Annotated in this window: 19 protein-coding genes; 12 read left to right on the top strand and 7 right to left on the bottom strand. The window is 70.3% G+C overall.

What is annotated here, in order from left to right:
- Window positions 1-217 precede the first annotated feature (217 nt).
- Together E1264_RS14165 and E1264_RS14160 are read right to left on the bottom strand one after the other, a co-directional pair.
- Window positions 218-1285, bottom strand: a complete 1068-nt coding sequence (locus E1264_RS14165; RefSeq protein WP_132173469.1) for a restriction endonuclease subunit S — start codon at window positions 1283-1285, stop codon at window positions 218-220.
- On the bottom strand, window positions 1278-2696 hold the full coding sequence (locus E1264_RS14160) for a class I SAM-dependent DNA methyltransferase (protein WP_243710931.1): 1419 nt from the start codon (window positions 2694-2696) through the stop codon (window positions 1278-1280). Before E1264_RS14160 ends, E1264_RS14165 begins: the two co-directional genes overlap by 8 nt.
- Window positions 2697-2913: 217 nt before the next feature.
- Here E1264_RS14160 and E1264_RS14155 point away from each other — a divergent pair, with 217 nt between their 5' ends.
- The 4 genes from E1264_RS14155 to metH all read left to right on the top strand — a co-directional run bounded on the left by E1264_RS14155 (window position 2914) and on the right by metH (window position 10307).
- Window positions 2914-3936 (top strand): glycosyltransferase, encoded by a 1023-nt coding sequence (locus tag E1264_RS14155; RefSeq protein ID WP_207935911.1) that lies wholly within the window; start codon window positions 2914-2916, stop codon window positions 3934-3936.
- A 68-nt stretch (window positions 3937-4004) separates the two neighbouring features.
- Complete coding sequence (locus E1264_RS14150; protein WP_132173465.1) at window positions 4005-6101, top strand: UvrD-helicase domain-containing protein; 2097 nt, start codon at window positions 4005-4007, stop codon at window positions 6099-6101.
- 32 nt (window positions 6102-6133) lie between these two features.
- A complete protein-coding gene (locus E1264_RS14145; RefSeq protein ID WP_132173463.1) occupies window positions 6134-6526 on the top strand; it encodes a DUF6221 family protein in 393 nt (130 codons plus the stop codon).
- Window positions 6527-6707: 181 nt separating this feature from the next.
- Window positions 6708-10307 carry a methionine synthase gene (metH, locus tag E1264_RS14140; RefSeq protein ID WP_132173461.1) on the top strand — a complete coding sequence of 1200 codons (3600 nt, stop codon included), beginning with the start codon at window positions 6708-6710 and terminating at the stop codon, window positions 10305-10307.
- A 4-nt stretch (window positions 10308-10311) separates the two neighbouring features.
- Here metH and E1264_RS14135 read toward each other — a convergent pair whose 3' ends face one another.
- The 5 genes from E1264_RS14135 to E1264_RS14115 form a co-directional block, all read right to left on the bottom strand.
- Entirely contained in the window at window positions 10312-11646 is a 1335-nt protein-coding gene (locus tag E1264_RS14135) for a DUF4407 domain-containing protein (protein ID WP_165964167.1), read from the bottom strand.
- Window positions 11636-13276 (bottom strand): hypothetical protein, encoded by a 1641-nt coding sequence (locus tag E1264_RS14130; protein WP_132173457.1) that lies wholly within the window; start codon window positions 13274-13276, stop codon window positions 11636-11638. Before E1264_RS14130 ends, E1264_RS14135 begins: the two co-directional genes overlap by 11 nt.
- Window positions 13277-13287: 11 nt before the next feature.
- The gene (locus tag E1264_RS14125) at window positions 13288-15621 is read right to left on the bottom strand and encodes a hypothetical protein (RefSeq protein WP_132173455.1); all 2334 of its coding nucleotides are present in this window, start codon (window positions 15619-15621) and stop codon (window positions 13288-13290) included.
- A gap of 5 nt (window positions 15622-15626) precedes the next feature.
- Window positions 15627-16358 carry a hypothetical protein gene (locus E1264_RS14120; protein ID WP_132173453.1) on the bottom strand — a complete coding sequence of 244 codons (732 nt, stop codon included), beginning with the start codon at window positions 16356-16358 and terminating at the stop codon, window positions 15627-15629.
- A 206-nt stretch (window positions 16359-16564) separates the two neighbouring features.
- Complete coding sequence (locus E1264_RS14115) at window positions 16565-17212, bottom strand: Crp/Fnr family transcriptional regulator (protein ID WP_132173451.1); 648 nt, start codon at window positions 17210-17212, stop codon at window positions 16565-16567.
- 201 nt (window positions 17213-17413) lie between these two features.
- Between E1264_RS14115 and E1264_RS14110 the strand changes: the two genes are divergently transcribed.
- From E1264_RS14110 to E1264_RS14075, 8 genes are all read left to right on the top strand, one after another.
- Window positions 17414-18271 (top strand): hypothetical protein, encoded by an 858-nt coding sequence (locus E1264_RS14110; RefSeq protein WP_132173449.1) that lies wholly within the window; start codon window positions 17414-17416, stop codon window positions 18269-18271.
- A gap of 10 nt (window positions 18272-18281) precedes the next feature.
- Window positions 18282-18578, top strand: coding sequence for a hypothetical protein (locus E1264_RS14105; RefSeq protein WP_132173447.1), 297 nt, complete (start codon window positions 18282-18284; stop codon window positions 18576-18578).
- 29 nt (window positions 18579-18607) lie between these two features.
- A complete protein-coding gene (locus E1264_RS14100; RefSeq protein WP_132173445.1) occupies window positions 18608-18877 on the top strand; it encodes a hypothetical protein in 270 nt (89 codons plus the stop codon).
- Between the two features lie 207 nt (window positions 18878-19084).
- Window positions 19085-20323, top strand: a complete 1239-nt coding sequence (locus E1264_RS14095) for a HEAT repeat domain-containing protein (protein WP_132173443.1) — start codon at window positions 19085-19087, stop codon at window positions 20321-20323.
- A 486-nt stretch (window positions 20324-20809) separates the two neighbouring features.
- On the top strand, window positions 20810-21076 hold the full coding sequence (locus tag E1264_RS14090; protein WP_132173441.1) for a hypothetical protein: 267 nt from the start codon (window positions 20810-20812) through the stop codon (window positions 21074-21076).
- A 46-nt stretch (window positions 21077-21122) separates the two neighbouring features.
- A complete protein-coding gene (locus E1264_RS14085) occupies window positions 21123-22658 on the top strand; it encodes a helix-turn-helix transcriptional regulator (protein ID WP_132173439.1) in 1536 nt (511 codons plus the stop codon).
- Window positions 22659-22799: 141 nt separating this feature from the next.
- A complete protein-coding gene (locus tag E1264_RS14080) occupies window positions 22800-23771 on the top strand; it encodes a suppressor of fused domain protein (RefSeq protein WP_132173437.1) in 972 nt (323 codons plus the stop codon).
- Window positions 23772-24124: 353 nt separating this feature from the next.
- Window positions 24125-24531, top strand: a 407-nt coding sequence (locus tag E1264_RS14075) for an MFS transporter (RefSeq protein WP_132173435.1), incomplete at its 3' end; no start/stop codon positions are given.

Below are 24531 nucleotides of genomic sequence, written 5' to 3'. Positions count from 1 at the left end.
CCGGTGCGGCCTGCCCCAGGATGAAAAGCGTTCAGTGGACGTGGGAGTGAAACAACACACACTCTGACGCACGGCGTGCCGAACAGTCACCGACTCTTGCGCGCATGCAAGGCACTTGCCGCACGCTGCGGACGGTCACTTTCCGTCCCTGATCCGCCACTCACCGAAGGACGGCCGCCAGCGGCCGCGCGACCGCCCCTTGATGATCACGATTCGGTCAAGGAATGAGCCGGGGGAGAAGGGTGTCGCGGAGGCGTACCAGGGTCCGGTTCTCGGCCGCCGCGGCCTCGACTCGCCTGGCCAGGGGTTTCACGAACGCGTCGAATCCGCGGGCGTGGGCGTCCGGCCAGGGGATCTCGTGGGCGGCGAGGTCCGGCCATTTCGCGCGCGGCATTCTCGTGCCCTCTCCGACGGCGGACGCGTGCGCCACGACCTCGTCGCTCGACAGCGCCGCGAGGAGCCAGCCCCGGTAGGCGTCCTGTTTCGGGCGGACGACGAGAATATCGGTCGAGGCGATGCCGTCGACGAACGCCAGGCCGACCTTGTGGAAATAGGGGCGAAGCTTTCCGAAGAGCACGTCGCCGGGCGCGAATCGTCGCTTCGCGCTGATCACATTGGACGAATCCGTCCACGACGTGAGCCACATGTGCCGTTTCGGCATGTGTTCGAGGGCGATGTAGTTCTCGTCGCCGGGGATCCGCCCGGGCGGGATGTTCGACCGCACCAGCGACCCCAGCCGCTCTATCCGGATCGTCGCCGTGGCCGCGGCGGCGAGTTCCGCGTAGCGGGCGCGGACGAGGTCGTCGGCCAATGCCGCGATGCGGCCGTTCACGGCGATCTTGTCGTCGAGGGCGGTGAGGACGGCCGCCGCCGCGTCCTGTTCCGCGCGGGTCATCCGGGCGACGGCGAGCCGCCGGAGAATGCCCTGCGTGAGCAGCGGCTGGCCCGAGCCGATCCGGTACCGGTTCAGGTCGAGCCTTTTCAGCAGGTAGTAGACGTAGCGCGGGTTCACGCCGTCCTTCGCCGTGGCGATGATGGCGTTGTCGGTGACCCAGCAGCGCTCCCGGCTGTAATGGACGGCGCCGCAGTACGACCCGACGCGCCCGACGATGCTGGCGTGGGCCTCGGCGTTGAAATGGCCGGACGCGCCGATGACACCGTTGGCGCCGTAGGTCCGGTAGCCCGTTCCCGTTCCCGTCGCCGTTCCCGTTCCCTGGCCGGACGGGTGGGCCTTTCCGTTCGTGAAGGCGACGATATCGCCCAGCCGCACCTGCGCCTCACCCATCCAGCCGCCCCAGTTCGGTGCGGACGACCTGGTCGAGCCGCGCCGACTCCTCGAACTGCGCGAACAGTTCCTTGGTGAGGTGTTCGACCCTGTCGGTGATGGGCTCGTCGTCCGTAGTGGCCTTTGCCGTCCCGACATAGCGTCCCGGGGTGAGGACGTGGCCATGGGAGCGGACCTCGTCCAGCCCGGCCGCGTAGCAGAAACCCGGTACGTCGGAATGGGCGCCGTCCCGCCAGGAACGGTACGTGCCCGCGATCTCGGCGATGTCGGCGTCGGTGAAGACGCGTTCGGTGCGGTCGATCATCGTGCCCATGGAGCGCGCGTCGATGAACAGCACCTGGTTCCGGGTGTCCGTGCCTTTGTGGAGGAACCAGAGGCACGCCGGAATGGGCGTGCTACGGAAAAGCCGTCCCGGCAGCGCGACGATGCACGACACCAGGCCCGCCTCCACCATCGCGGCGCGAATGCCGAGTTCGGCCGACTGCGTGGACGACATCGACCCGTTCGCCATCACCACGCCCGCGGCGCCCCCGGGTCCCAGCTTGGCGACGATGTGCTGTATCCAGGCGAAATTGGCGTTCGCCGCGGGCGGGACGCCGAAACGCCAGCGCGGGTCGCCGGTGTCCCGGTACCAGTCCGACATGTTGAACGGCGGGTTGGCGAGCACGTAGTCGGCCTGGAGTTGCGGATGCGCGTCCTCGTAAAAGGTGTCGGCCCACCGTGTGGAAAGGTCGCCGCGGATTCCGTGGACGGCCAGGTTCATCTTCGCCAGCCGCCACGTCCGCTCGTTCGCCTCCTGCCCGTGGACGGCGATGTCGCCGAGCCGTCCCCGATGGCTCAGGACGAATTTCTCCGCCTGCACGAACATTCCGCCCGAACCGCAGCACGGGTCGTACACGCGCCCTTTGTACGGCTCCAGGATCTCGACCAGGACCTTCACCACACTGGACGGCGTGTAGAACTCCCCGCCGCGCTTCCCCTCCGCCCGCGCGAACTTCTCAAGGAAGTACTCGTAGACCTCGCCGAGCACATCGCGCGCGGACTTCCCGCCGTGCCCGCTGAACCGCACGTCGCCGATCAGATCGACCAGCTCGCCGAGGCGCCGCTGGTCGACTCCGTCCCGCCCGAAATGCTTCGGAAGGACGCCCGCGAGCATGGGATCGGCGCGCATGACCGCGTCCATGGCCGCGTCGATCGCGGTGCCGACCGTCCCGGAACGGGCCTGCGCGGCGAGGTCCGCCCACCGCGCCCCGGGCGGGACCCGGAAGCCGCCCTCGCCTGACGAGTCGGACACGTATTTGAGGAACACGAGCCCCAGCACGAAATCCCGGTAATGCGCCGCGTCAACGGATCCCCGCAGCTTGTCGGCGGCCTTCCAGAGAACCTCCTTGAGGTCCGGGTCGGTGCTCATGGGCCGATTCTCCCGTGCCGGACGCGCCCGCCACGCCATGCCGCGCCTATTGGACGGGCGCCACGATCCGGTGCGAGGCTGCCCGCGTGGTGGTCCTCGGCGTTCTGGCACTGGCCGCGCTGGCGGGCTGGCTGTACCTGGCCCTCGGCCACGGCGGATTCTGGAAGACCGGCCCGCCGCTCCCGGCGGGCACCACCCGCCCCGATGGCCGGACGTCGTGGCCGTCGTCCCGGCCCGCGACGAGGCGGCCGTGCTCCCGGAAACGCTGCCGACCCTGCTGGAACAGCGCTATCCGGGCGATTTCCGCGTGATCCTGGTCGACGATGGCAGCGGCGACGGCACCGCCGACACGGCGGAACGCCTCGCGGGCGACCGGACGAGTTTCCGCGTCGTGCGCGCGAAGGACCGTCCCGAAGGCTGGGCGGGCAAGGTGTGGGCGATGTCGGAGGGCGTCCGGGCCGCGGGCGAACCGGAATTCCTCCTCTTCACCGACGCCGACATCGCCTACGCGCCCGGAACGGTGACGAGACTCGTCCGCGCCGCCACGTCCGGAGACCGCACTCTCGTGTCGCAGATGGCGACGCTGAGCACCCGCACCGGCTGGGAGCGCCTGCTCGTCCCCGCCTTCGTGTACTTCTTCGCGCAGCTCTACCCGTTCCGCCGGGTCACCCGCGACGGGACGCGCACCGCCGCCGCGGCGGGCGGCTGCATGCTCGTCCGCCGCGCCGCCCTCGCGCGCGCGGGCGGGCTCACCGCGATCAAGGGCGCGCTGATCGACGACGTCGCGCTCGGCCGCCTCATCAAGCGCCACGGCGGACGGTGCCGCCTCGACCTGAGCCGCGACGTCGTCAGCCGCCGCCCCTACCCGCACCTGTCCGGCCTGTGGACGATGGTCGCCCGCAGCGCCTACCACCAGCTCCGCTACTCACCGGCCCTGCTGGCGGGCACCGTCCTGACCCTGCTCCTGATGTACGCGGTCCCGCCCGCCGCGACCCTGGCGGGCCTCACCGGGCTGGCCCTCGGTGCGGGCAAGGCCGCGCTGGCCGCCACGGCAGGCGCGCTCGCCTGGACGATCATGACCGCCACCTACATCCCCATGCTCCGCTTCTACGGCCTCTCACCCCTGCGCGCCCCGGCCCTGCCCCTCGTGGCCCTGATGTACGCGGCCATGACCGTCGACTCGGCCCGCAGGCACCGCGCAGGCAAGGGCGGCGCCTGGAAGGGCCGCACGGCCCCGTAAAGGGGCTGTCGCGTGGCAATCATTGTTGCTATGTGTAGTACTCCGTACCTTTTTGACAGGGGTGGGCGATGGCGGCCGGCGGATCGGCGGGAGAACGCGGGCGCCGCATCCGCGAGGAGGCGATGCGGCTCCAGCGCCTGGCCCGGGAGGCGCACCGGCAGGCCGCCCGCTGGGAGGCCGCGAGTGAGGCCGAGCAGCAGGTCGCCGCCACGCTGATGTCCCTCACCGCCACCGGCTGGCACCTGCTCGTCGACCGGGAGTGGCCCGGGACGTCCGCCGCGAACGTCGACATGATCCTGATCGGGCCGCCCGGCGTGTTCGTCATCGACGTCAAGCGGTGGCGCGACCCGCCCGCCGTCATCGGCGGACGCCTCCACCGCGGCGCGGAGCCCTGCGACGGCGAGGCCCGCAAGCTCCTGAACCTGACCCGGGCGGTCGAGGACCGCGCGGCCGACCTCGGCCTGTCGCCGGTCGCGCTGAAGCCCCTGATGATCTTCGCCGGGCACCGGCTCGACGCGCGGGCGGGCGGCGTCCGCCTCCTGGGCCAGAAGGACGCCATCCCGGCGCTGCTCGGGGAGCCGGTCCAGCTCCAGCCGGCGATGATCCGCGCGATGTCCCGGCACCTGGCGGAGCACTTCCGCGAGCACGCCCTGACGTCCCTCGACCAGCCCGCCGCGCCGGTCGCGCCCGCCGTGCCCGCCGCCTCCCCGTCGGACGACGCGCTGTTCGACGTCGAGGACGTGGAGCGCGCCGCGACGGAAGCGGTCCTCCAGGCGCCCATCGAGCGGTGGATGACGTTCCTGCACCCGGAGCAGGTGTCGATCGTCCGGCGCGACTGGAGCGGACCGGCCCGCATCAGCGGCCCCGCCGGGACCGGCAAGACCGTCGTGGGCCTGCACCGGGCCGCCCACCTGGCCGGGCGCACGACCGGCCGCATCCTGTACGTCACCTTCGCCAACAACCTGCCGCGCGTCCAGTGCCGCCTGTTCGCGACGATGACGGCGGCGTTCGCCGGACGCGTCGACTTCACCAGCCTGCACACCTGGGCCCGGAACTTCCTGGACGCCCGCGGCGTCCGCCTCAACCTCGACGGGAGCCGCGCGGACGACGCCTTCTCCCGCGCCTGGATGAGCGCGGGCCGCGACAGCGTCCTCCCGGAGATCGACGCCACGCCCGGCTACTGGCGCGAGGAGATCGACTACGTGATCAAGGGGCGCGGCCTGACGTCCCTGGAGGAGTACCGCACGGTCGCGCGGCCCGGCCGCCGCACCGCACTGCGGACCGCGCACCGCGAGGCCGTGTGGCTGCTGTACGAGGAATACGAGCTGCTGCTCGCCGAACGCGGCGTCTGCGACTTCAACGACGTCCTGCTGGCGGCCCTCGCCGAACTGACCGAACGCCCCGCCGACCCTCCTTACGCGGCGGTGATCGTGGACGAGGTCCAGGACCTCACGCTCACCGGCGTCCGGCTGCTGCACGCCCTCGTCGGGGACGGCCCCAACGGGCTGCTGCTCATCGGCGACGGCCAGCAGGCGGTGTACCCGGGCGGGTTCAGGCTCGCCGACGCCGGTATCCGGATCAAGGGCCGCGGGGCGGTGCTGCGGACCAACTACCGCAACGGCGCCGCGATCCTGGAGACCGCGCTGGAACTGGTCTCCGCCGACCCGTTCGACGACCTGGAGGGGCCGAGCCCGAACGGCCGCCGCGCGGTGGACGCGACCTACCGCGACGGCCGGGTCCTGCGCGTGGACGCAGCCGACGCCGCCGACCACGACCGCCGCCTCCTCGCCGCGATCAACGACCTGACCGCCCCGGACGGCACGTCCTCGCTGGCCGGTGCCGCGGTCCTGTGCCGGTCGCGCCGCGACATCGACCACTACCACCGCTGCCTGAGCCGCGCCGGGATCCCCGTCCTGCGGCTGGAGCGCTACGACGGGCGTCCCGTCGAGGCCGTCAAGCTCGGCACCTACCGCCGCGCCAAAGGTCTTGAGTTCAAGCAGGTGTTCCTGCCGCACCACGACGCCGACGTCGCCGCCGCGACCCCGAGCGACCCGGACGATCCCGCCGGCCGGGAGCGTTCGGAGCTGGCGCGGCGGCAGCTGTTCGTCGCGATGACCCGGGCCCGCGACCTGCTCTGGCTCGGCTCGGTCGCGACGCCCCGCTGACGCCCGCCCTCCGCAGCGGGCAGGATGGCCCCATGGACTTGGTGGAGTTCCTCCGCGACCGCCTGGCCAGGGACGAGCAGATCGCCCAGGCGTGCGCGGGCGCCCCCTGGAAGGCCGCACCGTCTGGAACGGTCAACACCGATCCCTCCGGAGGCGAGGACGAAGCCGAGCCCGCGTTCGTGGCGACGGCCGAGAACGGGGCGTACGCCGAGCACATCGCCCGGCACGACCCGTCCCGGACGCTGCGCGAGGTCGCCGCCGCGCGCCAGATCATCGACGACTACGAGAAGGAGACCTGGATCCTCGCCCAGGGCGGCCGGGCCCCCGAGGTCGGGGCCGCCCATGCCGCCCGCGAATCCGTGCTGCGGCTGCTCGCCCTCCCGTACGCGGCCCATCCCGCGTACCAGGAGGAATGGCGTCCGTGACGCGGCGTCCCGCCGCCGAACCCGCGATCGATGAGGGACGCGCCTGACACATCGGACCGATGGCCTGTAACCTCGATGGGGGAGCCGAGAGGCGCTGCAACGGGCGAAGGCCCGCCACGCTCGGCCCCGGACCACCGGATCAACAAGGGCGCCTCCCATCTGTACTGGGAGGTGCTTGGAAATGACCGAGAACACACTGCGCGAGCTTCTGGACCAGCGGATCGCCGTCATCGACGGCGCGCTCGGCACGATGCTCCAGGGCGTGGGCCTTGGGCCGGACGACTACCGCGGCGACCTCATCGGCGGCGACCATCCGAAGGACGTCACCGGTGACCCCGACCTGCTGAACCTGACCCGCCCCGACGTGATCCTGGACATCCACCGGCAGTACCTCGGCGCCGGTGCCGACATCGTCACCACCAACACGTTCACGGCAACGAGCATCGGCCAGGCCGACTACGGGCTGGAGAGCCTCGTCCACGACATGAACGTCCAGGGCGCCCGGCTGGCCCGCCAGGCCGCCGACGAGGCGGGCGGACGCTTCGTCGCGGGTTCCATCGGCCCGCTTAACGTCACCCTCTCCATCTCGCCCGACGTCGACGACCCGGCCTTCCGGGCCGTCACGTTCGACCGGGTCAAGGACGCCTACGCCCAGCAGATCGGCGGGCTCGCCGAGGGCGGCGTCGACCTGCTCCTCATCGAGACGATCTTCGACACGCTGAACGCGAAGGCCGCGATCGCCGCCGCCCGCGAGGTCGCCCCGCACCTGCGGCTGTGGATCTCGCTGTTCGTCGACGTGTCCAGGCGGACGCTCTCCGGCCAGACCGTCGAGGCGTTCTGGCGTTCGGTCGAGCACGCCGAGCCGCTCGTCATCGGCCTGAACTGCTCGCTCGGCGCCGACGAGATGCGTCCCCACGTCGAGGAGCTGGCCCGCCTCGCCGGCACCTACACGGCGAGCTATCCGAACGCGGGCCTGCCGAACGCGTTCGGCGGCTACGACCAGACGCCCGACGAGACCGGGGAGAAGCTCGGCGAGTTCGCCGCGTCCGGCCTGGTCAACGCGGTCGGCGGCTGCTGCGGGACGACCCCGGACCACATCGCCCGCGTCGCCGAGGCCGTCCGCGACAAGGCGCCCCGCGAGCCGGCGCGGCCCGGCCGCGCGCCCCGCTTCAGCGGCCTGGAGCCGTTCGAGATCGGCCCCGACACCGGCTTCGTCATGATCGGCGAGCGCACCAACGTCACCGGCTCCAAGCGGTTCCGCAAGCTCATCGAGGCGGGCGACCACCAGGGCGCGGTGGACGTGGCGCTCGAACAGGTCCGCGGCGGCGCGAACCTCCTCGACGTCAACATGGACGCCGACCTGCTCGACAGCGAGCGGGAGATGACGACGTTCCTGAACCTGATCGCGACCGAGCCCGAGGTGGCCCGCATCCCGATCATGGTGGACAGCTCGCGGTGGAGCGTGCTGGAGGCGGGGATGAAGACCGTCCAGGGCAAGGGCGTCGTCAACTCGATCAGCCTGAAGGAGGGCGAGGGCCCGTTCCTGGAGCAGGCCCGCCGCATCCGCGACTTCGGCGCCGGCGTCGTCGTCATGGCGTTCGACGAGCGGGGCCAGGCCGACACGACCGAGCGCAAGGTCGAGATATGCGGCCGCGCCTACGACCTCCTCACCCAGCAGGCCGGTTTCCCCGCCGAGGACATCATCTTCGACCCGAACGTCCTCGCCGTCGCGACCGGCATCTCCGAGCACAACGGCTACGCCAAGGCGTTCATCGACGCGCTGCCGCTCATCAAGGAGCGCTGCCCCGGCGCCCGCACCAGCGGCGGCATCTCCAACCTGTCCTTCTCCTTCCGCGGCAACGAGGTCGTCCGCGAGGCGATGCACTCGGCGTTCCTGCTCCACGCCGTCCGCGCCGGGCTCGACATGGGCATCGTCAACGCAGGGCAGCTCGCCGTCTACGAGGACATCCCGGCCGACCTGCTCGAACTCGTCGAGGACGTGCTGTTCGACCGCCGTCCCGACGCGACCGACCGGCTCGTGTCGTTCGCCGAGAACGTCAAGGGCAAGGGCACCAAGCGCGAGGTCGACCTGTCCTGGCGGGAGGCACCCGTCGCCGAGCGCCTCTCGCACGCCCTCGTCCACGGCATCATCGACTTCATCGAGGAGGACACCGAGGAGGCCCGCGCGCAGGCCGCCCGTCCCCTCGACGTCATCGAGGGCCCGCTGATGGACGGCATGAAGATCGTCGGCGACCTGTTCGGCTCCGGCAAGATGTTCCTGCCCCAGGTGGTCAAGAGCGCCCGCGTGATGAAGCGCTCCGTCGCCTACCTGGAGCCCTTCATGGAGAAGGAGAAGCAGGAGGCGCTGCGCGCCGGGCGGATCGCGTCCGAGCGCGGCCAGGGCAAGATCGTCCTCGCGACGGTCAAGGGCGACGTGCACGACATCGGCAAGAACATCGTCGGCGTCGTCCTCGGCTGCAACAACTACGAGGTGGTCGACCTCGGCGTCATGGTCCCCGCCGCGAAGATCCTCGACACGGCCGTCGCCGAGAACGCCGACGCCGTCGGCCTGTCCGGCCTGATCACCCCGTCCCTGGACGAGATGGTCTCCGTCGCCGCCGAGATGGAACGCCGCGGCCTGCGCCTGCCACTCCTGATCGGCGGCGCGACGACGTCCCGGCAGCACACCGCCGTGAAGATCGCACCCGCCTATGACGCGACGACCGTCCACGTCCTGGACGCGTCCCGCGTCGTCGGCGTCGTCTCCGACCTCCTCGACGAGGGCCGCGCCGAGACACTCGCCGCCGCCAACCGCGCCGAGCAGGCCAAGCTCCGCGAGCAGCACGAGAACAAGCAGCGCAGCCCGCTCCTCACCATCGAGAAGGCGCGCGCGAACCCCGAGAAGGTCGACTTCTCCGACCTGCCGACGCCCGACTTCACCGGCGTCCGCGTCGTCCGGCCCGACCTGGCGACGGTCCGCGAGATGATCGACTGGCAGTTCTTCTTCCTCGCGTGGGAGCTGAAGGGCAAGTACCCGGCGATCCTCGACGAGCCCGTCGCCCGCGAGCTGTTCGACGACGGCAACGAGCTCCTCGACCACATCGTCGCCACCAACGCGTTCGAGGCCCACGGCGCCTACGGCTTCTGGCCCGCGCACTCCGACGGCGACGACATCATCCTGCCGCAGGCCCGCTTCCCGATGCTCCGCCAGCAGACCGCCAAGCCCGCCGGCCGCCCGAACCGCTGCCTCGCCGACTACATCGCCCCGTCCGGCGACCACCTCGGCGGCTTCGCCGTGACGATCCTCGGCGCCGAAGACCTCGCCGCCAAGTACGAGGAAGAGAACGACGACTACAAGGCCATCATGGTCAAGGCCCTCGCCGACCGGATGGCCGAGGCGTTCGCCGAGTACATCCACCTGGAGGCCCGCCGCGCCTGGTTCGAGCCCGGCGCCGACCCGGCCCTCGAAGACCTGCACGCCGAACGCTTCCGCGGCATCCGCCCGGCCCTCGGCTACCCGGCGAGCCCCGACCACAGCCTGAAGCAGACCCTCTTCGACCTGCTGGACGCGGGCCGCCTCGGCATGAAGCTCACCGAGTCCTTCGCGATGGCCCCCGCCGCCAGCGTCAGCGGCCTGATCTTCGCGCACCCGTCGTCCCGCTACTTCACGGTCGGCCGCGTAGGCAAGGACCAGATCGAAGACTACGCGTCCCGCTGCGGCCTCCCGATCCCCGAAGTCGAACGCTGGCTGGCCCCCAACCTCGCCTACGACCCCAGCTAGCCGTTCAGGACGTCGGCCGGGGACGGCGGCGGAGTTTCTCGGCGAGCGCGTCGATCCGGGCGTCCAGATCGGCGTCGCGCTGCCGCCGGGCGGAGTGGTCCTCCTGTTCCAGCAGGTCGAGGCGGTGTCGCTCGTCCATCACCGACCGCCGCATCGCGATCCGGTTCTCGGCGAGGTGCACCTGCTGGTCGAGCTCCTCGTCGGAGGCGTGCTTGGCCTCGTCCTTCATCCGGCGGGCGGTGAGCATCTCGTCGTAGGACGTGGTCCCCTGGAGTTTCTTGGCGAGGATGGGCAGGCAGTCCAGCAGGATCAGCAGGATGCGGATGAACCAATGCGCGACGAAGGCGAATCCGTTCTGCCATGACAGGCGCTCCAGCGCCATGCCCTCCTCCAGGACGCCGATATCGCCGGACACGGGCGGCAGCTTGTCCTTGATGGCCTGGTCGACCTGCCGTTCGTAGGTCTCGTCGGCGGAGCGCTTGGCACTGACGAGGGCGGGCATTCTCCCCGCGAGCATGGTCGCCTCGGCCTGCAGCGCCGACAGGCCGCTCTCCCGGCGGGCCTTCTCGGCGACCTCCCGTGCACGAGCGCAGTACGGGCCGTCGCCCGCCTGCCCGGTGAGACCCGGTCCGCTCTCCCCGACGCATTCGCGCCGGACCGTCTCCTCCGCGGCGTCGATCCGCTCGCTGGCCGCGGCCAGCTGCGATTTCAGTTCGGACTGCCGGTCGCGTGTCCGCTCCAGCGCGGCGCCGGCCGCGGCGGGCGTTTCGCTCACGGACAGCAGCTTGTCGTCGGCCTTGCACCGGTCATGCCTCGCGCGGTCCAGCTCCACGTAGGGCACCGGGTTGCATGCCTTGAGCGCGGTCTCCATGTGGAGCCGGTCTTCGATACGGCCCTTCTCCACCTCCTGGTGGATCGCCGACTCGAAGATCTTCAGCAGCAGCGGCTCGGCGACGACGGCACCGATGAACAGCGCCAGAAGCAGCCGGATGAAGAAGGCGCCCCCGGAGACACCGCGGGAGCCCTGCATGCTCGCGATCAACCACCGGTCGATCGAGAAGATCAGCCAGCCCCACACCAGCGCCGCCGGGATGAGCAAGGGCCAGGGCGCGGACAGGAACTTGGCCAGCAGCGCCAGCATGGACACCGCGGCGAGCAGCCCGGCGTTGACGACGATCAGAGCCAACATCGTGTAGGTGGGACGTAAGGTCGGCGTCTTGTCCAGGATGTCCTCGGACACGCCGATCAGCCCGCGCAGCCACGGGCCGGAGGGCCTCGGGATCGCCACCTTGAACCGTGCGCCGGTTTTCTCTGGATGACCGGCCGCCTCAGTGGTCATGCAGGCCCTCCTCCCTAAGAGCCGACTCGTCGTCCACGAGTCCTTCGTCCTCATCACCGGCCTGCTCGGGCAGCGCCGCCTCCGGCTCCCCGACGGTGGCCGTCACCGACGCGCCCGCGCCGGTGTCCACGGCGATGCCCTCGATGAGCTCGTGCGGGTCGAGCGTGACCTGGTCCATGTGACCGTGCCTGGCGAGCTCCTTCAGCATGTCCAGGCGCACCCGGAGAAGCTCGATCCGGTCCTTCCGGTCCCGGATCCGCCTGTCGACCTCCAATTGGTGGTCGCGGTCCTCGATGGCGTGTTCGCGGTCCCGCTCGGCCGCCTGGACCTCGTATTGGTGCCGCAGTTCGTCCTGGGCGGCCTGGTACTCGCGCTGCAGCCGTTCCCGCTCCATCTCCAGTTGCTTGTCCTTCAGCGCGTTCAGCCGCTCCAGCTCGCGCTCTTCGGACTGGTACTTGCGTTCGAGGAGTTCTCGCTTGAGAGCGCGGTCGCCGTCCTCGATCGCGTAGATGCGCTCCAGCTTCTTCAGTTCGAGAGCCTGCCGCGCGTCTTCCAGCGCGTAGCGGCGGGTCCGCTCGTCCTGCTCGGCCTTCATGTGGACCTCGTACTCCTGGTCGGCCCGCTTGCGCATCCAGGCGCGATCCTCGTCTTCCAGCCGCCGGGCGCGGTCTCGTTCGTCGCGCCGCTCCTCGGCTTTCTGCTCCGCCACCCGGTCGAGCCTGCTCGCGACCTCCCCCATGCTCAGCTCGCCCGACTGCTGTGCGAGGAGGGCGGCCCGTTCCGGGTCCGACTCGATGGCGTCGTGCATCCGGTCCATCTGCTCGGCGGCGAACGTGTTGGCCGCGGCGGCCATCTGACGCTTGAGGTGCTCCTCCTGCTCCTTCATGACCAGGCGCATTTCCTGCATCTGCGTTTCGTGCTTCCTCCGCTCGATCTCCAGCCGCCGGTCGTTCTCCTCGGCTTGCTTGGCGTGCTCCGCCTTGAGCTGCGCCAGCTCGTGCTCCAGGTTCACCCGGTCGGACTCGATGGTGTGCAGGGCGGCCTGCTTGCTCAGCTCGCCGTGCAGGGTGCGCACCTCGTCCGGGGTCAGCACCTCGACGCTGGCGAGCTCGGCCGCGATGCCGGGCAGGACGGGCGGCTTGAGCTGGACGTATGCCTCGATCTGGGTCTGGACGAGGAGCCGCACGTGGTTGATCGCCGAAACCGGGTGGTCGAGGCCGAGCTGGAAGAGCCGCTGATGACTGCGCACATACCCGCGGAGGGCGCGGGCCGCGTCGCCCTGGCCGTCGCGGACGACCGTGGCCGGGTCCGTGACCGAGCACAGGAACGTCGTCCTCACCGTGAACTCCTTGGCGTCCTCGGACGGGACGGACAGCTCGACACTGACCTCGACGTTGCGGGACATGTCCACGACGGCGACGTGCGCGGCGCGTACGACCTGCGGGTCGTCGTCGGTGCGCCTGCCGTGGTCGACCAAGGGCTTGCCGTCGACCAGGAAGACCCGCACCTGCTCGCCCTTGATCTGCGGAATCTCGTCGCCGGCGCGGCGGTGCCGGCCCCAGCCTCGCGGTCCGCCGCGCTTGGCCGGGCCGAGCACCTTCTCGGTGATGATCGGGTACGAAGATGACATGGGGGCCTCCGTCACAGCGCGCGGATCGCGCGGTCCAGCGCGTCCAGCAGGATCTTGGTGAGTTTCACGGAGCGCGCCGGGCGAGACCGGCGGTGCTCCGCCATCGCGATGAAGTCGGTTTTCAGCAGGTCATGCTCTCCGGCGGGCAGCGCGTCGCCGAGCGCGTCGCCGAGCGCACGGGCCTCCCGCTCGGCGTCCGGCCCGCTCAGGCGGCCGATCGCGTCGAGGCCCTTGAGCAGGGCCTCGAGTGCGGCACGCCGGGTGGGGCGGTGCCGGAAGGCCGTTGCCCACAGATCGGTGACCTCGGCGAGGCGTTCAGGGTGATCGTGGAGGTACTCCACGATCGCCGGGTTGCCGGTGCGGGCGTTGCGGGTGCCAAGGACGGCGAGCACCGCGAGGAGCGTCAGCCTGTACTTCTCCCGCGTGCGCCCGATGGACCTGAGGTCGCGCAGCTGGACGTGCAGGTGCGCGACCACATGCCGGGCGTCCCCGTCCCGCGCGATCAATGTGGCGAACAGCTCGCCGAACGCCAGGGCGGCCGGCTCGCTGAGCGCGTTGCACTGGCGGACGAGCTGCCACAGCCGGCGAGCGCCGAGGAACGGGGTGCGGACGCCGAGCTCGCCGGCGAACGCATGGATCGCCGCGAGCCGCTGGGACGCGGTGCCCTGGCCCGCCCAATGCTCCGCCGTGCGCAGCGCCACCGGCACCAGGTCTTCGTCCAGGCACATGAACCACAGGACGTAGACCGCCGCGGCCAGTCCCATCGAGCCGCGGTCACCCTTCGACCATGGGTCGAGGTATGAGTACTCGATCTCTTCGTAGTTGCTGTAGGAGAGCAGGGCCAGCGCGGCGCTGATACTGATCTGGAGCTGCTCCACGACGATGAGCCGGTTGAGCCAGTCGCGCACCGCGTCCCAGAACTCGTTGGGATAGTGGTCCGCCAGCTCTTCCAGGACGTAGGCGCGGTACTCGTCCTTGCGGAACGCCGGTACGCGCCGGGCGCTGCCTCCGTCACGGACCCGGACGACGCGGATCAGCCCGTCCTGCTGGACGCGCCTGCGCCGGTCCTGGGACATGGGTTCGCTATCGCCGCCGCGGGCCTTCGTCCGGGGGAGGACGGTCGGGCCGATCACCACGCCCGTCTGCGAGGTGACCGGTGGCGACAGCTTCGCGAAGACGGGAGGCGGCCCGTCCTCCTTCGGCGCGGGCCAGGATCGCTCCAGCGTGTCCTCCAGCATGCGCAGGCACGTCTCGAAGTCCCGCTCGACGACCCCGGTCAGGAACGCCAGAACGGTCACCTCCAGAACCCGGATCCGGGCGGGACCGTCGGCGAACCACTGGCGCACCTCGCGCCTGCCCGCCTCGTCGAGCACGTCGGCGACGGCCTCCTCCGGCGTCCTGCCGCCGCCGATGTGCTCGGCGATCCGGACGAGGTCGGCCATCGGCAGGTCCGCGGGGACGCGTTCCGCCACGGCGTCGGCGGCGTCCGCGGCGGTGCGGCCCTCGCCGAGCCTGACCGCCAGCACGGACCTGATCGCGGGCCGCGCCCACGCCACGTACCGGACGGACTCGGGGCCGCGCGGCGGCGCGTCCACCGTGGTCACCACCAGGTACGCGCCGGCGTCCGCCACCTTCTGGACTATCGACAGCCAGGCGTGGTCGACGTCGGTCGGGCCCTGATCACCGGGTTCTGGCGTCGCCGCGCCGAGGCCCGGGCGAACGCGATCCTGCCCGATGTGGTCGAGCACCACATAGCCGTGCCCCCGCATGTAGTCGGCGCCTGCCAGTTCCTTCAGGGAGATCGACGGCGGCAGCGCGTAGACAGGGCGGCCGGCGTCCAGGACGCCGTCCAGCATCACGAGGGCGCCGGTGCGCTTGCCGCTGCCTTGCGGGCCGGTGACCACGGCCACGTGGTCGCGTTCCAGCCCTCCGTACGCCTCGTCATAGCAGTCGCCGGGCACCACGTACCCGTCGGACGCGTCCCGGATCACCGCGGGGGCGATCCTTCCGGTGACCGCACTGCCCTGCCTGCCCGACATGGCCTCCGCGAAGCCGAGCGTGCTTCCCAGCTGGTGCACCTGGCCGAGGAAGACGTTGTAGACGGCCTTCCCGCCCTCGCGCCGGCCTGGCCGCGCCTCCGACCGGAACGCCTCCCCTTCCCTCTCGTGCTCGTGCCTTTCGCGGGACGCGTCGTCCACGGCCACGTCATCGCCGGGACGTCCAGATCCTTCGGCGTGGTCGTCCGCTCGGGAACGCGGTCCGCCCTCCGGCGGGGGATCCGCCGCGGCCGCCTCCGTACCGGCCGTGTCCGCCGTCGGAGATTTCTCCCCGTCCTCCGTGTCCATCGCCGTCAGTCGTTCTCGTTGAAGCCGAACACGGGATTGTTCATGTTCAGCGGTTCGCTGAAGATGTTGTAGACCGCTTTCTGCGCGCCTCCTCCTGCCGGTTCCGGCGGCGGGCCGCTCGCCCCCGGCTCCGGCACCTCCTTGATCGTTTCCACGCCCGGGACGTGGACGTACGCGGTCCTGCTGAATCCCTTGGCCGGGATGTCGACCCGGACCTCGGTGAACTGCCGTGGCCGCAGCCCACCGAGCTCGGTCACGACGACCTTCCGGTAGACCTCGTCCGAGACGATCAGCGCCAGGTTCGCCTCCCGATGAGCGACCAGTGCCGCGCGCACCGGTTCGGAGTCCAGCAGACGGCTGAGGTCGACGAGCGCGTCCCCGCCGCTGCCGAGCGCGCCCGCCGTGATGGTGCCGATGTGCATGGCGACGCGCAGCCGTACCTGGAGCTCCTCCGAGTGATCTCCGTTGTGGTCGGTCAGCAGCTGGTCGAGCGTACGGACGAAGGTCAGGACGACCGCGAGCAGGTCGATGCCGACGGGGAGGACCGCCACCTCACCGTCTCCGCCGGGTTGCCGTTCCCACAGGTCCCTGTCCAGCCCGGCGGCCTCGGCGGCCGAGCTCAGCATCTCGTCCACGGCCTCCTGGATGACGAGCCGGTGGCGGACGTGCCGGCTGCTGAAGCTCTTGACGTCCACCCCGATGGTGAACCGGTCGGTCAGTGACGGGAATGGCTGCATTGACGCCTCCGGCGATAAGTCAAACGGAACCGTGAAAAACGGACACCCGTGCAGTTCTTGACTGGCACGGGTCTTTTCCGGGGCGGGGTCTCGGCCGAACGGCTTTCTGTGACGCGGCCCCTCAGAAGTGCTCCGCGACGAGTATCAAGGCGAGGAGCGCGGCCTTGTGTGCAAAAATATGCATATGCCGCCGAGTGACTAAATCGTTACTCGCCGGTGAGACCTTGCAGTCGGGGGAGGTCCGTGATGATGATGCGGCCGCGCCGGGTGGTCACCAGCCCGGCGTCGCGCAGTTCGGCGAGCTTGCCCGCCACCGAGGCTCGGGAGAGCCCGATGGCCTCGCCGAACTCGGTCTGGTTCAGCCCGATGTCCACCGTCCGGGCGCCCTTGACGGTCGGCACGGCCAGCCGCACCAGCCCTCGGACGATACGAGGGCCCGCCGGGAGTGTCGCCAGCTCCAGGCACAGCGCCTCGCTCTCGCGCAGCCGGCCGAGGGTGAACTTCACCAGCTCGTCCCGCAGTCCCAGCTCGTCCAGCCGCGTCACGAATCGCTCGGCAGGCAAGGCGCGCACGTCGCAGACGTCCATGGCCGACACGGTCGCGGATCGGTTCTGCCCGTCGATCATCGCGATCTCGCCCAGCACCTCGCCCGGGCCGCGAATGGCCAGCAGGATCCCGTTGCCGGCCTTGTCCACCAGCGATACCTTCACGCGCCCGGCCAGCAGCAGAAGAACGCGATCGCCGGGCTCCCCCTGGTGCAGCAGGACCTCACCGGGCCGGTAGGACTCGGCGGTACCCAGTTCGGAGAGACCCCTCCACGCGACGGTGCCGCTGATCGCGGCGAAACCCTCCATGAACTCATCTTGCGAGGGCGGCCCCGGCACCGCAACGGAGCATGCGGGACGAGCCGCAGCTGCATCCGTCCGCGACCTCACCAGAGCCCATCCTGACATGTCCCTAAATAAACCCCATATTAATAGGTCGTTGTTCGAGTTTCCTTTCATCAAGTTCGATAAAACGCCTCGTAATGAACCGGTCACGGATAGTCTTCGGTCATGCCCACGAAAGAGCATGAGGTGCCGCTGGAGATGGTCCGGAACCAGCCGCAGCTCGCCCCCACGATCCTCCGGACGGTGTTCGGCATAGACCTGCCCGAGGAGGCGCCCGCCTCGGTGGCATCGGAGAGCACCCCGGGCCTGAACCCGGCCGAGCTGCGCTGCGACGCCACCATCCTCCTGGACGGCCCCGAGGACCCGACCTGGGGAATCATCGTCGAATCGCAGCTGCGCTACGACAAGGAGAAGTCCTTCAGCTGGCCCGGGTACCTGGCCCTGCTGCGGGGGCGGCACAAGTGCCCGGTGATCCTGCTGGTCTTCTGCCCCAACAGCGCCACCGCCCAGGCCTGCGCCAAGCCGATCGACATGGGCCACCCCGAATGGGTGCTCAAGCCCCTGACCTTCCACCCGGGCATGCTGCCCCCGGTCACCGACGTCGAAGAGGCCCGCCGACTCCCCGAACTCTCGGTCCTCAGCACCCCCGTCCACTCCGAGGGCCCGCACGCCAAATCCGTCCTGACCAGCGTCGCCGCCGCAATCGATGCCCTCAGCAGAGACAGCGGTGAGTTGTACGATGACTACTTGAAGGGGCGGCTTTCCGAAGCCGCCCGCGAGATCCTGGAGGAGATCGTGAAGACCGCCGGCTACGAGTGGCAGTCCGACTTCGCCAAGTCCCACATCGCCAGAGGCCGCGCCGAGGGCGAGGCGAAGATGCTCCTTCTGATGCTGGAGGCCCGCGGCGTCGCCATCCCGGACGACGTCCGCAAGCGCGTGACGGACTGCACCGATACCGCCCAGCTCGAGCGCTGGGCCAAGCGGGCGGCCGTCATCGAGGATGCCCGAGACCTCTTCGACTGACGCCATCCAGATGTCGGAGTCGATGTACAGCAGGGAACGCAGCACCGGAAAGTTCAAGTATCGCTGGCAATCGGACTTTGCCAAAGGACATGTGTCCAGAGGTGTGGGCGTCGGCCTGAGTAAAGGGTTCGAGAGGGGCAAGGCGAGAGGTATGGCGAAGGGCCTGCTCATGGTCTTGGAGGCCCGCGGTCTAGAGGTCTCGTTTCAGCTTCGCGAACAGGTCCTGAGCTGCACTGATGTCGAGCTGCTCGGGCGCTGCGCCAAGCGCGTCGGCGCCATCGGCACTGCCGAAGAGCTCTTCGACTGACGCTCCCCACGTGACGGTGGTAACCCACGATGCGCGAAACGCAGTACAAGTTCACCTTTCAAGAAAGGTTTGCCAGAGAGCATTTTTGTGAAGGTGTGTGGATCGGTCTGTCGCAGGGGCTTTGGTCTGGCGAAATAGAGGGTCTCCAGGACGTGCTTTTCGCCCTTCTTGGCGCTCGTGGCCTCGAAGTCCCGAATGACGTCCGTCGCCAGATCAACGGCTGCAGGGACCAGGCCCAGTTCGAGCGCTGGCTGCGCCGTGCCGTCTTCATCGATGATGCTGAGAAGCTCATCACCTGACCCAACGGCACGTTAGACCTCCGTCTGGGTGGTCGGGTCGCTGGCCGCCCGGACTGCGGGCTGGGGAGTCGGGCGTTCGCGAGCGCGCCGGGTGGCGGGGGCAGTGGCATTATCCAGCGTGTGGAGATTCAGACTCTTATCGAACAGTTGGCCGGGTCCGACCACAAGGCCGCGAGTGACGCTTTGGTCGGTATTGGGGCTCCCGCCGTGGGGCCCGTTCTGGACGTTCTCTGCGACGAGGACTCGCCGGTCGACTGGGGGACCAGCGCCGTGGTCCTGCGCCGTATCGGCCTGCCGGCACTGGAACCGCTGGTCGAGGCCATGGTGTCGGCGTCCTCCTCGGAGGTGGCGCGGCGCGCTCGCTGGGCCCACTGCGGCCTTGAGGTCGACGACGTGTCGGTGTTCGTGCCCTACCTGCGGCATTCCAGCCCCGAGGTGCGCAGCAGCACCGCTTACTACCTGCAGCTCAACGCGGAGGCCGCGACCCCGTACGCCGCCGACCTGGTCGCGCTGCTGGACGACCCGGACGCGGGCGTCCGGCAGCGGGCGATCTGGGCGCTCGACCGGCTCGACTCCGACCTGGTGGTGCCGCTCCTGCACGAGGTCCGCCGCTCCCGCGGCAACGGCCGTGCGCGGCGGCAGGCCCTGGTGGCGCTCGCCGACATCGCCGGGCCGGCGGAGCTGGACGCCCGCGACCAGCTGATCCTCCGGCGCCTCATCCGCGCCAAGCTCGCGACCGAGACGCCCGAGCCGATGCACCTGTGCGGGATGTGGCACGCCGTCCCGACCGGCGACCAGGCGGCCGTCCTCGACGCGTTCGACCTGTCCGACCCCGAGCCGGTCACGATGCGGTTGGGCGGGTCCGCCTGGAACCACGACCACCATGTCGGGGGCGGCGAGCACGGCGAATGCTCCCGCGTCTACGTCACCCCGGAACTGGACGGCTGGACGCTCGTGTTCGGCCAGCCCTTCGACGGCGATGAGGACCTCGACACCGACAGGCTCTTCGCGCGCCTCCGCGAGCTGAGCCTCCGCTTCGGCACCGCGCACTGGTACGGCGCCAGCTGCGGCGACGACTGGACGGCCTGGTGCGTCGCCGAGAAGGGCGAGATCGTCCGCTACTACGACGTCTTCGAGCCGGACGACCAGGTCGGCACCGGCCACCCCGCCGAGGACGGCTACCTGCTCCCGCACATCGACGGCTTCCCCGACGACGCCTTCGACGGTGTCAAGATCAGCGACAGCGAGGCGTTCCAGGCCCGATACATGCAGGTCAAGGAGGAGCTCGGCATCCCCGACGAGTGCCACTCGACCTCCTTCGCGGCCCGTGCCTCGGTCGACCCGTCCGCGCTCGGCCCCCGGACGCGTGTCCGGGGACACGGCGTCCTCGCCCTCACCGCCTGCGGCCGGGAGCACGGCCACCCCTGCGGCGCCCTGGACATCTGAGCGCCATCTCGCTCGGGGCCTGCAGCCGCCGAGGCCGTTGCATGTGATGAGGTGTCGGCGTCCTGCTCAAGGATGAGGGGTCTCCCGCGGCAACGGGAGACCCCTCGCCAATCGGTCCCGCCCGAGCCATCAGACGGACGCATCGATTGGGTCATGCGGCACAGACGTTGGCCGTCGATGTGCCGAAGCGAACCTTGAAGGCAATTCTACGGAGACGCCGTCCGGCAAGCCCTCGGAGGGCGGGAGGCTTGTTCGTCCTCCGGCAAGTTATCGCAAGAAGGCTCGCTGACCTGGGCGATTACGGGACCGTCCGGGCACCGTCGTTGTTCCGACTTCCGTTCTGTTCGTGCGGCTGCACGAGCATCCCGAACAACGTATTTGGGAGAAAAGGCTTCAGCCGCCGGGCGTGGTGCGCCACGATGAGCCGGACGAGTACCGGGCCGGGCCTTTCGCGGCGGCAACCGCGAGAGGCGGACCCTCGGCCCTGTGCTCGTCATCACCGCCCGAGCCAACGACGAGAGCCTGAAAGGCAGCGCAACGATGCGCCCAGTTTCCCTTCGCGTCCCCTGGTGCGGCATCTGCCGGTCAGTGATCGCGGTCTTGCTCCTCCTCGTGACCGTCCTTTTCGTGCTGCGAGTGTTCGATCCCTACAGGGTCTTCGTGGCCGTCTATTGCGCATCGGTAGCCGTTGACCTGGCGGTCCTGCGGGGACGCGTCCGCCGCCCGTCCGCCACGCCTCCGGCGGGGCAGTGAAGCGCCGGGCTCGGCCCCGGAGCCGTTCTGACGCGGGGTTCCGGTAATGCCGAGACCAGAGAATGCGCTGAGCCCGGACGATGGTCCCGTTCCGGCGTTCGCGGTGGAGCTGCGCCGGCTCCGCGCCGACGCCGGCAGGCCGACCTACCGGGCAATGGCGAAGCGCTGCCATTACGGGCACACCACGCTGTCCGAGGCCGCCGCGGGGCGCCGGTTTCCGAGCTGGGAGGTCACGCGCGCGTATGTCATCGCCTGCGACGGCGACCTGGACGAGTGGAGAAGGCGATGGTGCGAGACGGCGGACCAGGTCGGGGACGGTGACGAGGACGGCGGGCGGTCACCGTCCCGCGGTTCCACGCGCATCTCAGGCGCCGGTCCCGTCCCGGTGGATCCAGGGCGGGCTGGGACGCTGCCCGAGCTGATGAGCATGCTCGACGATCTGCGCGGCCAGGCGGGGCTGAGCCTGCGCCAGCTCGTCGAGCGTTCGTGGGACGAAGCGGACCGGGGAGCCGGGACGGTCCTGCCGAACTTCCTCGGCTCCGAATACCTGCAGGGGAGGCGGTCACCCCGCGCGGAGGACGTCCTGCGGATCGTGGAGCTGTGCGGCGGCACCGCGGCCGATCTCCGGCGATGGGCCACCGCCTGCGACCGGCTCCTCCCGGCATCCGATGACCGCGAGGCGGTGCCCGGCTCCGGTCGTCCGGCCGACCCGGATCCGCCTGGCGGGCCGAGGGAGCTGCGCCTGATGCTCGGCACACGGCTGCGTTCGCTGCGGGAGGCCCGGGGGATCTCCACCGAGAAGGCGGGGCACGAGATCCGCGCGTCGCACTCGAAGATCAGCCGGATGGAACTCGGCCGGGTCGGCTTCAAGGAACGCGACGTCGCCGACCTGCTCACCCTGTACGGGATCAGCGACCCCGCCGAACGGGCGTCGCTTCTGGAACTGGCCAGGCGGGCCAAGATCCCCAACTGGTGGCAGCGATTCGGCGACGTCCTGCCGAGCTGGTTCGAGGTGTACCTCGGCATGGAGGAGGCGGCGTCTCTGGTGCGCACCTATGAGGTGCAGCTCGTCCCTGGGCTGTTGCAGACCGAGGACTACGCGCGTGCGGTGGCCCGACGCGGGTACCCGCCTGCCTCCGAGGAGGAGGTCGAGCAGCGCCTTCAGGTCCGCGCGATCCGGCAGCGGCGGGTCGCGTCGGGGGGGCGTCTGGGCGGAGCGGAATCGCCGAGGGTGTGGGCCGTCCTCGACGAGGCCGTCTTCTACCGGCCGATCGGTGACCGGTCGGTGATGCGAGGCCAGATCGAGCACCTGATCGAGGTGACCGGGCAGCCCGGGTTCAGCGTGCAGGTCCTGCCGCGCGACGCGGGCCTGTACCCGACGGGCGGTTCGTTCACGATCCTGCGGTTCGCCGACCAGAGCCTGTCGGACGTGGTCTACCTGGAGCAGCTGGCGGGCGCGACGTTCCTGGACCGGCCGACCGACGTCGAGCTATACAAGTGCGCGATGGACAACGTCGGAGCCGCCGCGTCGCAGCCCGACGACACCGCGGAGGTCCTGACCCGCATCCTGCGCGACATCTGAGGGACGCTCTTCATGCCAGCGCCGCCCGCACCATCGCGGCGCCGTCCGCACCGGCCCGGTCCCGCCGCGCGGATTTGGAGCGAACCTTGATCGTGTTCGGTGCGTCGGTAAGGGGCAAGGTTCATCGACCAGGGGACGCCGATGCTGAACGTGCACGGGTGGGACGCGATCGACGGGGTGCTGAAGGCGCGCTACGGGGACGCCGAGCGGCTCGAATGGAACGCGCCGATGCCCTACCGTCCGATGGGCAGCCCCATCCCGATGGGCCAGTTCGTCACCAACACCATCGCGATCTATCCCCGCGACGAGCCCGTCCCGCACTGGCATCTCATCGGCTACGCGCTGACCGCCCCGTACGAGGAGCGCGGCTACGAGTTCACGCTCCGCGTGCCCCGCGTCCCGGACGAGCCGAACCCGCCGAACTGGGCGATGGCCCACCTGGAGAACCTCGCGTCGTACGTGTCCCGGAGCGGCAACGACTTCAAGCCGGGCCACTACATCGAGTTCCCGAACCCCATCGATCCCGCCCGTCCCGATTCGGAGATCCGCGCGGGCGCCCTCGTCCTGGACCCGGAGCTCGGCCGCGCGGACACGGCGCTCGGCGAGGTCGCGTTCCTCCAGTTCGCCGGCATCACCACCGGCGAGCTCCACGCGGCCCAGTCCTGGAACGTCGAGGGCCTCATCGACGCCCTCGCGCCGCACCTGCCCGTCCTGCTCACCGACCTGGATCGTTCCTGCCTGGCCGGCGTCCCGGGCGTCGCGGCGGCGGTCCGCGAGGGCTCGCGGCGGGACGGCTCCGGCACCGGCTTCCTCTTCTTCCACCAGCTGGACGCCGACACCTCCGACGGCGTCACCCTGGAGATCGGCGCGCAGCACATCCCGCAGCTCGCCCGCGTCCTGCCGGCGCGCGTCCCGCACGGGAACCCGCTGATCCTCCGCGGCCCGGGCACGCCCGTCGTCCTGCTCCCGGGCCCGGCCTTCGCCCACACCGAGACCGACGAGGCCCTGGAGATCGTCCTCCCGGACACCGTCACCCGCGCCATCGCCGAAGCCGTCCGCCCCGCCCCCGGCACCTACACGGTCGACGCCCTCACCATCAACGTCGTCCCCTGACCGTCGCGTATCCAATACACGGTTGGGCGTTGCCGCGATAGGCCATCACCGCGGTCCCGGCGGCGCCCGTCCCGGCCGGATCGGAGCGGAGTAGAGAACTCTGGTGGATCACGGACTACGGCTGCAGGTCTCTGCGCCCTGCTCAGCCCCGGCTCCAGCGGAAAGCTCCAGATCATCGGCGACCCGGGCGGCGCCACCCTCCTCGAAGACTGCGTACTCATAGGCAGACCGGCCGCCAAGCCCTACCGAACCTAACCTCGGCCTCCTGTGGAAGGTCCTAGGTCTATGGGACCTTGTGGGTTGGGTCCGGTGGCCGACGCGGGGGACGGGCCTACGAAGGCACTCTTGGGAGCATGACCACGACCTATGAGCCCGCAGTCGCCGGCAAAGCCGCGCCACGTTTCTCGACACCCGGGTGGGCGGCTCTGCTCGCCGCGTCCATCGGGCAGTTCCTCGTCGTCCTGGACGTCTCCGTCGTCAACGTCGCGCTGCCGGACATGCGCGCCGGGCTCGGGCTCGGCGCGACCGGGCTGCAATGGGTCGTCAACGCCTACTCGCTGACGTTCGCCGGGTTCCTGCTGCTCGGCGGGCGCGCCGCCGATCTCTTCGGGCGCAAGCGCGTCTTCGTCGCGGGGCTCGGGCTGTTCACCGTGGCCAGCCTGGCGGGCGGGTTCGCGCAGGACCCGAGCATGATCATCGGTGCGCGGGGGGTGCAGGGGCTCGGGGCCGCGATCCTCGCGCCGGTCACGCTGTCGCTGAT

Origin of the sequence: Actinomadura sp. KC216 (assembly GCF_004348535.1) — a bacterium.
Taxonomy (GTDB): Bacteria; Actinomycetota; Actinomycetes; order Streptosporangiales; family Streptosporangiaceae; genus Spirillospora.
Note: the sequence above shows the minus strand (reverse complement) of the source record. Positions and strands in the feature narration are given on the sequence as shown.